The 10400-nt window shown below is 41.0% G+C and carries 13 protein-coding genes; all 13 read left to right on the top strand.

The features are described 5' to 3' along the window. Window positions 1–6 precede the first annotated feature (6 nt). The 13 genes from G5B60_RS07450 to G5B60_RS07390 all read left to right on the top strand — a co-directional run bounded on the left by G5B60_RS07450 (window position 7) and on the right by G5B60_RS07390 (window position 10341). On the top strand, window positions 7–1308 hold the full coding sequence (locus tag G5B60_RS07450) for a phage tail tip lysozyme (protein ID WP_164683447.1): 1302 nt from the start codon (window positions 7–9) through the stop codon (window positions 1306–1308). A 10-nt stretch (window positions 1309–1318) separates the two neighbouring features. Next, window positions 1319–1531 (top strand): hypothetical protein, encoded by a 213-nt coding sequence (locus tag G5B60_RS07445; RefSeq protein ID WP_164683446.1) that lies wholly within the window; start codon window positions 1319–1321, stop codon window positions 1529–1531. Then, a complete protein-coding gene (locus tag G5B60_RS07440) occupies window positions 1515–1832 on the top strand; it encodes a hypothetical protein (protein WP_164683445.1) in 318 nt (105 codons plus the stop codon). Before G5B60_RS07445 ends, G5B60_RS07440 begins: the two co-directional genes overlap by 17 nt. Beyond that, the gene (locus G5B60_RS07435; RefSeq protein WP_164683444.1) at window positions 1825–3024 is read left to right on the top strand and encodes a hypothetical protein; all 1200 of its coding nucleotides are present in this window, start codon (window positions 1825–1827) and stop codon (window positions 3022–3024) included. The genes G5B60_RS07440 and G5B60_RS07435 overlap by 8 nt, the downstream gene beginning before the upstream one ends. Window positions 3025–3036: 12 nt before the next feature. Next, complete coding sequence (locus G5B60_RS07430; RefSeq protein ID WP_164683443.1) at window positions 3037–4011, top strand: hypothetical protein; 975 nt, start codon at window positions 3037–3039, stop codon at window positions 4009–4011. Window position 4012: 1 nt separating this feature from the next. After that, the gene (locus G5B60_RS07425; protein ID WP_164683442.1) at window positions 4013–4291 is read left to right on the top strand and encodes a hypothetical protein; all 279 of its coding nucleotides are present in this window, start codon (window positions 4013–4015) and stop codon (window positions 4289–4291) included. Between the two features lie 11 nt (window positions 4292–4302). After that, window positions 4303–4680: a hypothetical protein gene (locus tag G5B60_RS07420; protein ID WP_164683441.1), complete on the top strand. Its 378-nt coding sequence runs from the start codon at window positions 4303–4305 to the stop codon at window positions 4678–4680. Between the two features lie 133 nt (window positions 4681–4813). Continuing rightward, window positions 4814–5635 (top strand): peptidoglycan recognition protein family protein, encoded by an 822-nt coding sequence (locus G5B60_RS07415; protein ID WP_164683440.1) that lies wholly within the window; start codon window positions 4814–4816, stop codon window positions 5633–5635. A 409-nt stretch (window positions 5636–6044) separates the two neighbouring features. Beyond that, window positions 6045–6473: a Panacea domain-containing protein gene (locus tag G5B60_RS07410; protein ID WP_241154514.1), complete on the top strand. Its 429-nt coding sequence runs from the start codon at window positions 6045–6047 to the stop codon at window positions 6471–6473. Beyond that, the gene (locus tag G5B60_RS07405) at window positions 6457–7356 is read left to right on the top strand and encodes a hypothetical protein (protein ID WP_164682187.1); all 900 of its coding nucleotides are present in this window, start codon (window positions 6457–6459) and stop codon (window positions 7354–7356) included. Before G5B60_RS07410 ends, G5B60_RS07405 begins: the two co-directional genes overlap by 17 nt. Window positions 7357–7468: 112 nt before the next feature. After that, window positions 7469–7660, top strand: coding sequence for a hypothetical protein (locus tag G5B60_RS07400; RefSeq protein WP_164682033.1), 192 nt, complete (start codon window positions 7469–7471; stop codon window positions 7658–7660). 383 nt (window positions 7661–8043) lie between these two features. After that, window positions 8044–9411, top strand: coding sequence for a UDP-N-acetylmuramoyl-tripeptide--D-alanyl-D-alanine ligase (locus G5B60_RS07395; RefSeq protein WP_164683438.1), 1368 nt, complete (start codon window positions 8044–8046; stop codon window positions 9409–9411). A gap of 117 nt (window positions 9412–9528) precedes the next feature. Then, entirely contained in the window at window positions 9529–10341 is an 813-nt protein-coding gene (locus tag G5B60_RS07390; RefSeq protein ID WP_164683437.1) for a dihydrodipicolinate synthase family protein, read from the top strand. The last annotated feature ends 59 nt before the right edge of the window (window positions 10342–10400 follow it).

Raw genomic sequence — 10400 nt, 5'->3', positions numbered from 1 at the left:
GGGAATATGGTTACAGCAGTTGGAAAGCTCGTCAGAACGGTAGGAAATACCAAATCACGAGTGATACAAACATCTAGGCAACGCAGGGGTGGGGTTACTGACCTTGCAGGGATTGATTATGTCGCTGAAATCAGAAACGATGCAGGGACAATCTCTTCTACAACCTCATCAACATCAGGTATTATCAGCGGTAATACCTCTACTTGGGAGGGAAGAGTAGCTATTGTCGCTAAAGCGGTTAAGCAATCTGTGCCCACAGCAACGGTCAATGGCATTGCAGGGATGATTGGCTGCTTCACTATTGAGTCTAACTTGGAGTCCAAAAGGGCAGAGGGAGATTATCTCCCTGCTCCTATTGGTGCAAGTGACAGCTCATGGGATGATGACAGCTGGCTTAGTATGAGTGGTCCGCAAATCTACAGTGGGGGTTATCCTAATATCGTCCACCGTGGGCTTGGTCTAGGGCAATGGACAGACACAGGAGATGGTGGCGACCGCCATACACGCTTACGCAACTTTGCCAAGGCTAACGGCGCTAAGTGGTATGACCTAGGCTTGCAGATTAAGTTTATTTTTGAAGGTGACGCTCCTAGTTCAATTGAAACAGCTAAACGATTGCTGACAAGCAATACTGACGTCACTAATGCTACAGCAAACTTTTTGGCGCAGTGGGAAGGTGTTCCGGGCAACAAACTTGGTGAGCGTATCGCCAAGGCGCAACAGGCTGTCCCTATCATCGAGAAAGCTCTCAAAGAAGCAGAGGAAAAGCCGAGCGAGAGCGCCAGCAATTCAGATAGTAGTAGCGCTTCCGAGAGTGAGGGCATAGATGACAGCGCAAGTTCAAACACAGTTGGGACAAGCACAAAAGTATCTCCTATAGCCTACTTCCCTATCACTATTAGTCAAGACCTAGACCGATTCCAGAAATGGTATTTTAAAATCATCGCAGAGGAATTGGATACTGATAAAAACCAAGAGGGGAATGTACCGTTGGCGGACGTCCAAATCGCTGTTCTTGCTAGAAATACAGCAGAAGGTGCTAGCGGTCAAAGTATGGAAATCGACCTCACAAACATCCTCAAAAAGCAACATCCTTGTGATTGGGTAGGGAATAGCTCGGGAACTCCAGTCACTTACCCCAATGCTCTACCAGAGGACGGTTTTGACTTAATGAAGGCAGCATGGGACTTATCGGACGAGCAGAGAAAAGCGTTGTTCAGCTCTGGGCAAAAAACGTTCTTCATGAAAGCTATCGGCAACCACAAGATTACTTTTCGTAACTTCATGAAGTTTAGTCATATCAACTAGGAGGTGCGCAGTGGAACTCTATAAACGCTACGATAGAGCCATGACACAGTTAAGGAAACAAGAAGTCAAGGCTTATCGCCTTGCTAATCACCTAGATAACCACCCACGAGATTACCAAGCTCTTATCGACCATCAGCGAGCTAACAGTGAGGTCGCAAGAGCTAAGGTGGCACTCACAGAGATAAAATCACAAATGGAGAATGAGTATGACGCAATGGTATAAGTGTCTTCTAAGAGCTGGTGAATTGTTTGAGGAACGCTATCAAGCGGTGCTGAACAATGACGAAGAGTTGATGAATGAGATAACAGTGATACAGCACTGCAAGTGTCGAATTACTATCGAAGAAGATGGCTTCCTGTACACTTTTTTTCTAGTCAATAACCACCTGCCATCTCAAGAGTTGATTATCAAAGATTTAGAGACCAAGAAAGAACGGCGGTATCGTTACGATGATAAACGTCTACTGCAATTAAGCAGGACGTTGAAGCGACAGATAAAGAGGGGGATAATGATATATGGCTAATGCTTATGATATAGCCCTTAGTGTCGTAGGGAAATCCATTGACATCGAGACCAATGGCTTTAAGGCGATTGATAAAGTTACCCTTAGTCCTAATCGTGGGACGCTTTATCAGTGTGTTGACCTACCTAACTATGTCGCTAATAAACTAGGTTACGAAAGTTGGAACGGAGTTGCTGGCAGTGCTTTGACCGGTGACGGTGTCTCAATGTGGAGTACAGTTAATCGCAACAACGCTGACGTCATCCCTTTTGACGCTTCACAGTTGAAAGTCGGTGATATTGTATCAACTGCACCTAATCATATTTATGTTTATGGTGGTGGAACATTCCCTAAAATCACAGCGATTGAACAGAATATGAACGGTCATTCTTGGGTGGATAAAACCAATTACAATCGCACAGCTATTGGAGAGTCACCAACGCATATCATCCGTTTCAAAAATCAAACGGAGTCAACTGGCGACGCTGATAGCTCTAGCAGTGAGTCGCTCGGTAGTTTTGACAAAACCACCAAGTGGGTAGCCTATGAGGTTATCTGTGATGAAATCCAAGTTGGCGAACGCACTTTCTATAAGTGTAATATTGTCTATGGTCAACCACAGAATACTCAAGTCGCTGTGTGGCTTAATACTGGTGTGACAGTCAGTGTTGGTCGTGAATGTCTTAAGGAACGCCCAGACCTTGATAAAACGGTCACGGTACATGATGAAGAAGCGGAAAAACTGGCTAAAATGCAAGCTGAACTTGACGATGTTAAGAAACAGCTTGCTGACAGAGAAAGCGAGGATGTCCCAAGTGTGGATGTAAGTGCTCCAACAACAGAAGAAACCTATGCGACATCCAATCGTCAATACTACAATGACGGAACGTTTATCGAAGACGGCATCCGCTATGATAGCAATGGCAATCCTGTCAACGGCTGGTATTACCTAGATGGTAAAAGACGTTTCTACAGCAAAGGCAAGGATGAGACAGCTCTAGCTAAAAAAGCCAGCAAAGCACAAAAAGCCCTCAACGGTGGGGTTAGTGTCGGAAGTAAAGCCGAGAAGGAAGCTGAAAAGAGGGCTAAAGAAACCAAGCAAAGAGAAAAAAATAGAACAACCGCCACAGCTGATATGCTAACTGGAGTTGCGACAGGGAATATCGGTAAAGTCATCGGCGGAGCTATTAACTTTATGGGCAACATGTTTTAGAAAGGAGAACTCATGACTTGTCAATCATGCAGAGGTAATAGTATTCGTTTGTGTACATCGTGTAATGGTCCTAAAAAGACAGAGTTTTGCAGCGATTGTATGCCGTGGTCTGAGACATGGATAAAAAAAGTTGATACCGTGCCAGACCCATTTGACGCTGACATCAATCATATCTATCAGACACCTGATAACAAGCTATACATTTTGAGTAATGACCGCTTGAAAATGGTAGAGGTAGGCAGTGGCGGAGGTAGCATTTACGATGATAGTGAACTCAAAAATCGTCTAGCTACTCTTGAGACGAAAACAAGTGAGCTGGAAGCTAAGCCAGATAACGATACGACCTATACAGCAGGAACGAACATATCTATTGACGGTAATGTCATTTCTGCAATTGTACAGTCTTACGATGATACAGATGTCAAGAATAGAATAGCTCTTTTAGAAAGTGAACTAAATAATAATACGGCTTATACTGCTGGTGATGGTATTGAGATTTCGTCTGATAAAGTTATTTCAGCTGTTGAAAGATTACCTATTTTTGTTAAATCTGACACTCCGACAAAAATTTATTCTTTTCGTATAACACCGTATACTTCGATGGCGAAGAAAGATATGACGACAAATACTATTGTCTATAATGCAACTGTTAATACACCCTACCAATCAGGCATTATGGTAGCTCAAGATGACTTAACAAGAGAATACCAGCTGTCTTGGCAAAATTTACTGACAGACTATAATGTTATGTCAATCATGAGCGCTACATTCAATGAACGACAGATTTTAAATAAGTCTTCGTTTGTTAGATTGGACAGTAGCAATAACATCTCATTTACAGTACAAGATTTTGATGATGGTGTTAACATTGTATCAGTTGCTAATGGAAAACGTCCCTCAAAAACACAAAATAACAAAGAAGTATCTTGCGCTATTTCTTGGATGCGTCTCGATGTCACTTATTACAAAATAGAATTGGAGAACTAATATGACTAAAACTTATATTATCAAACGAGAATCAGACGGTGTTTCAACTTTTGTAGGTAAATTCAACGACTATACTTTTATGTTTGACACCGGAAATGCTCCATATGAATTTTCAGCTATCAACGTGGCAATTAAAGTTGCTGATACTCTTAATATGTTTATCCCTAAAGGTGTTGAACCTTATCGAGTTTTTGAACTCGCTTCGACAGATGGCAAAGATACGCCAAAACCTCCTAAAGAAGTTGTTGAAGAAGAGCACGAAGTGGAAATCGAAGAATAGGTGGTGACGTTTTGGAACATTTGAATAATTTAATTGGCGAGTTGCTAAGAAGCCAAGTTGTTATAACTCTGTTATCTGGAACAATTATTGGCTTTCTAACTTATGTAACAGCTAAACTTAAAGCTATGACAACGCAGGCTGAGACAGACCAGCAAGTATTAACAGAACAAGCAGAGAGTGCTAAGCGTAGCGCATTACGCACTGAATATCTTGGCATTTACAACTCACAAATGTTTACTCTCGAGCAGAAGTACGGAATGACTCGAGATATTATGCGAGAATACGAGATTCTTAATGGTAATCATTACTTGCATGCTTTAGACCAGGCTTTAAAAGAAAAATTGGATAAAGAGCTTGGCGAGGGGCAGCAAGATGGAGAAATAGTATGAAAAAAATACTGATATCTTTGTTAGCAGTAGTTGCGATACCTATTTTGCTAACAACACTACTATTGATCAACATTGGAGAACTTTTCTCTCATAGAGAGTACACTAAAGAAGATTGGAAACGAGGTGCTATTGAATGGTAAAAAATATCAACGGCGATATTTACTCAGATTTAATCACGGTTGCACGACCAGAAGCCTTTTGGTCTGGCGGTGAGCGGAGCTTGTCGGCTATTCGCTACATCGTCATCCACGGTACAGCGACGACTAATATCGTGGGCGCATACAGCACTTGGCTGAAGTCTCGCAACAATCAGACTAGCGCTAATTATCTAGTCACAGACAACGATATAATGGGTTGCGTTGGTGAGAACTTTATTGCTTGGCACAGTGGTGGTACTGGAGCAATCACTAACGCTAACTCTATCGGTATTGAGCATATCAATAGCTCTATTGGCAACTACAATGACGCCAGCACTTACCTATTCTCTAACCAAACATTGGAAAATGGGGCACGCTTAACAGCTGAAATCTGTAAGCGCCTTGGGCTAAAGCCTGACCGCTCAACCATTAAAATGCACCGTGAGGTGAGTGCAACAGCTTGCCCGCAAACACTCAATATTGACGACTATGTGCGCAGAGTTCAAAAATACTACAATGGAACTCAAAGCGCAGCTACTCAAACGCAACAACAATCAACTAAAACACAATCAGGAGGATTATTACCTATGGAGTTCACATTTCAAGTTTCTGGCGACAAAGCTTATGACCCTCGCACAGTATATTATGCAAACTCAGCACGTGGCATTTACCGTGGTCTGACTGATATTGACGAATGGAATGTTATCAAAAACATCTATAAAGACTCAACTGGTCGAGATATGCCTCACTATAAATGGGACGCAAAAGCGCCTTGGTATGTTCGTGCCATTGTAGGTATGCAATTGAAAAAAATTTGATATAATAGAACTAAGATATTTTGTACATAACGTGAGCTACGCCAAAAAATAAAACAGAATTGAGGAATCTCCTTTTGACCACTTATCGTCAGTGGCTAAAGACGAAGTAGCGAACGTAGTAAAGCCCCTTTGGTTGAGACCAGAGGGCTTTTGTGTGTCTTTGGAGAAGTTTAAATAGCGAAATAGTGAAATAGTGAAATAGCTAAATAGCTATTTAGCGAAATAGATAATTGACAAAAAAACAAAAATATAATACACTTATTTTAGTGTTAACAGAAAATCTGTTCAAAACAGACCATCTGTTAGAAACAAGTGCATATAAGTTGGTAATATAATTTTAAAAATAGCACAGGTGACAGATGTGACACTGTGTTTTTTTGTGTAAGTTAGGGAGGAAAGACTAATGACAATGAGAGAGTTTGCAGACCACATACTGGCTAGAGCGCAAGAAACAAAACATCCCGTCACTAATTTATCCTTGCAAAAAATTATGTACTTTGTTTTACGCAACTCATCACAGATATTGACTCGAGACGAGCAAGAAGAGATATATTCTGAACCATTTTTAGTATGGCGGTATGGTCCAGTAGTTGAATCGGAATATAATCGCTTCAATATCTTTGGGTCCTCTGAGATAGTAGGGGAGTATCAAGCTAATCAACGTTATGAAAAACTAAATCCTTTAATAGATAAATTTCTAGATGTTGCACCATTTAGAATGGTTAGCGCAAGCTATACTCACCACTTTTGGAAAAATAACCAAGAAGCTATTGTCTATGGCCGTAGCGATATAAGTTATCCACTTGATGATGTATTAAGAGATGGAACAACAAACTGATTATTTAGGGGCTTTTTTACAAATTCTTGATAAGGAAAGCAATAATAGTTATAGTTCTGCAAGCCAGTCTAATATTGTAGATGAACTAGATTCTGTAACTCCTCCTGCTGACACTGTTGATTCTGCAGAGTTAGAAGATGATATAAAAGCTTTACTAGATAAAATTCCGACAACTGATACAGTGATTATTGATTATCAGTTTGTAGCAAGAAAAGTTTATACTAGTCAGTATGCTGAATTTACAAGTTTTTTCCAAAAAGTAAAAATTGTATTACAAGACTTGGAAGAAAATTACGATGAAAAGCCTGTTGTCACACTAAAAAAGATGTTAAACCAAGCAGAGTTATCTCAAGTTCAAAAAAGTGAGCTTTATAATTCTTTGCAGAGTGAATTACATAACACTTATATGTCGTTAGAACAAGAAAATCAACGATTAACGCGAGAGATCAATGCGTCTTATGAAAGGTTAGCAGGCTTACAAAATGAACTGAACGAAAATATACCTGAAAAAATCAATAATATGTACGGAGAAATTATTGGTATTCTTGGGGTGTTCTCAGCTTTTGTTTTTGTTATGTTTGGAGGCTTCTCTAGTTTATCAGAGATTTTAGATAATTTAGGTGCTAAAGAAGTGTCTTTAGGTAGGACTTTAATGATAGCTAGTATCCTTATTGGTTTCATTTTTACCATCGTATATGCTTTGTTGTTGTGGACTTCAAAAGTATCTGGAAAATCTATAGTGGACAAAAGTTGTGATTGTCTTGGGCGTTGCAATAATATTTTTCATATCTACGGAAGACATCGATTTTATTTGAGTGTTGTTTTGTTTAGTTTGTTGTGCTCAGCGGTATTAGCGATTCTTATACAGCATTATAATTGGTAAAAGTTTGTTGCCTTGTGACAACATAGAATAGGGTTTAATTGAATCAACATGACATAAATGTCATGTTGGTATTTTTTGTTTTGTGATAGACTAGTGTTGAAAGGTGGTAAATATGAATAATACATTATACAATTTTATTGAAGCGATTGCACTTGGACAATTGGACTATCAAGGAACAGCGAAAGTCGTTCGCAAAGACGGCAAAATTTATGACTTTGTCCTTGACGGCGAAGAGATACAACCACACGAAACTGTGAGCGTTGAAAAGCTAGAAAGTGTGATAGCGGAGATTACTAGCTATTAAAATTAGAGTGATTTTTTGATAGTGTTAGAAATGATAGAAAAAGTATGGTATTATTGATGTGTAACAAAAAAGACCTTGTCCGAGGTCGCTGGGGAAATATAAAATCGGGGAATCGGGGGGGACGCCCTTTAGAAATGGCTTTGTTATGCGGTTTTTATTTTAGAGCTGTGCTGTTTCGAATGGTTCTAACACGAGCTATTTTGCTCTTGCAAGCTTAGCATGGTTTTAGAGTTGTATTGCTTCGAATGGTCCTTAAAATAGAGATCTTATGTTATAATAGAGGTAAGTTTTAGAGCGGAGCTATTTTAATAGCTTCAATGTAAAGTGTACTTATTACGGACGTATAGGTATACTGTTAGTAATAGCTAATAAAGGAAATACGTATGAAATTAACATTATCTGAGATTGCGAAAGTTGTCGAGAGCACACAGGCGTTCTCTGATGTCGAAGACGTCCCCATAGCGTCGGTAGAGTTCGACAGCCGAAAAGTGGTCAAGGGAAGTCTCTTTGTCCCTCTAAAGGGAGCTCGTGATGGGCATGATTTTATTGAGACCGCCTTTGCAAATGGCGCTGTTGCGACGCTATCAGAGCGTCCACTAGACAGTGGCACCTACATCCTCGTTGAGGATTGCCTGAAAGCTTTTCAAAAGTTAGCAGCTTACTACCTTGAAAAAATGCGTGTCGACGTGATTGCAGTGACAGGCTCTAACGGCAAGACCACGACCAAGGACATGATTGCAAGCGTGCTTGAAACCACTTATAAAACCTATAAGACTCAAGGCAATTATAATAACGAGATTGGGCTGCCTTACACGGCTCTGCACATGCCTGATGATACGGAAAAGATTGTCCTTGAAATGGGGCAAGACCACATGGGAGACATCCATCTCTTGTCGCTTCTTGCCAAGCCACGCATTGCAGTGGTGACCTTGATTGGTGAAGCGCACCTTGAGTTCTTTGGCAGTCGCAGTCAGATTGCCAAAGGCAAACTCCAGATTGTCGATGGTATGGACTCAAACGGTATCGTGCTATTGCCAAATGACCCTGTGATTGAGCCTTATTTGCCGACAGAGCAAAAGGTGATTACCTTTGGGGATAATGCAGAGCTTCAGGTGCAAGAGGTCGTTGAGTACAAGGATAGCCTCACCTTTAAGTGCAATGTCATGGAGCGTGCCATTAAGCTTCCAGTGACAGGCAAATACAATGCCACAAATGCCATGCTGGCAGCCTATGTCGGAAAACTCCTTGCAGTTGCGGATGAGGACATCAAAGAGGCCCTTGAGCATGTCGAACTCACCAAAAACCGCACCGAGTGGAAAAAAGCCAAGAACGGTGCTGACATTTTGTCAGACGTCTATAATGCCAATCCAACCGCTATGCGTTTGATATTAGAAACCTTTGCGGCTGTTCCGAAGGAAGCTGCTGGCAAGAAAATCGCTGTGCTGGCTGATATGAAAGAGCTAGGCGAGCAGTCAAAAGACTTGCACAAGCAGATGATTATGAGTTTATCGCCTGAGACCATTGATACGCTTATCTGTTATGGTGAGGACATTGCTGGCTTAGCCGAGCTTGCCAGTCAGATGTTTCCACTTGGTAAGGTCTATTATTTCAAAAAGACCGCTACAGAAGACCAGATGGACGAGATGATAAAGCTTTTGGCGGATACCATCGAGCCAGATGATCAGATTTTACTCAAAGGTTCAAACTCTATGAATCTAGAGAAAGTTGTTACTTTTTTAGAAAATCATTAAAGCTGGAGTTTTCCAGTTTTTTTGTGACTAGGCACGCTTGAAATCACTGCTAAAATCATTTATAATGAGAAGAGTGTGCCTAAGTGCTAGTAGATGTTAATAGAAAGTGAGTAGAGGATGCTGAGTGAAGCTATTCATGTAGCTGTTCCAACGGCTTTTGACAAAGATGAAAATCTAGATACGATTGCGACGATCAAGCATATTCAGCATTTAGCTGAAGCAGGGATGCGTTCCGTTTTACTAGCAGGATCAACGGGTGAGCAGCACAGCATGAGTGCCGATGAGAAGCTTGAGCTCGCCCAAGCTGTGAATAAGACGAGTATCTCCTATGACTTGGAATTCCTATTTGGAGTTTCCGCCGTGCGTCAAAAAGATGCCGAGAAGCTGCTCACTGTACTCAACGAGCTAGAGGGGATAAGGGCTATTTTGCTTGGCTTTCCACCCTATATTCGCCCTTGTCAAGACGAGCTGTTGTTTTATATCCGCTCTTTGGTGAATTTGTCTCAAAAGCCTGTCATTCTCTATGATAATCCTGCTAGGACAGGAACAGGGCTAGATTTTAAAGGCTGGCAAGAGGTGCTCGATTTACCTCAGGTTATCGGTGTGAAAAATCTCTCTGAACAGAGCTGGATTGCGCCATTGAAAGCAAGCCACCCTCATCTTCATTTTTATGCAGGAGGTGAGGAAGACTTGCTCTCTAACATAGAAGCTGGCTGTACGCGCTTGTCCTCTGTTATTGGCAATCTGTATCCGCAGCAAATCTTGGAAGAAGTTGCTCCTCTTTTAGAAGGGAAAAGTCATTGTATCAGTTCAGATTTGCAAGATAAGATTGACCAACTCTCTAGACACAGTAGTATTCCTTATTTAAAAGAAAAGATAGCTCAGAAAGGCTTAACGATGTACTGCCGTGCCCCTTTAGGACAAGGATAGCAAAGAGCAAAAGAGAAATTTGTCCAATGTAGCAAGGCTAAAAAAAGAAAAAATCGAAG

Source organism: Streptococcus hyointestinalis (assembly GCF_011039275.1).
GTDB classification, from domain to species: Bacteria; Bacillota; Bacilli; order Lactobacillales; family Streptococcaceae; genus Streptococcus; species Streptococcus hyointestinalis_A.
Note: the sequence above shows the minus strand (reverse complement) of the source record. Positions and strands in the feature narration are given on the sequence as shown.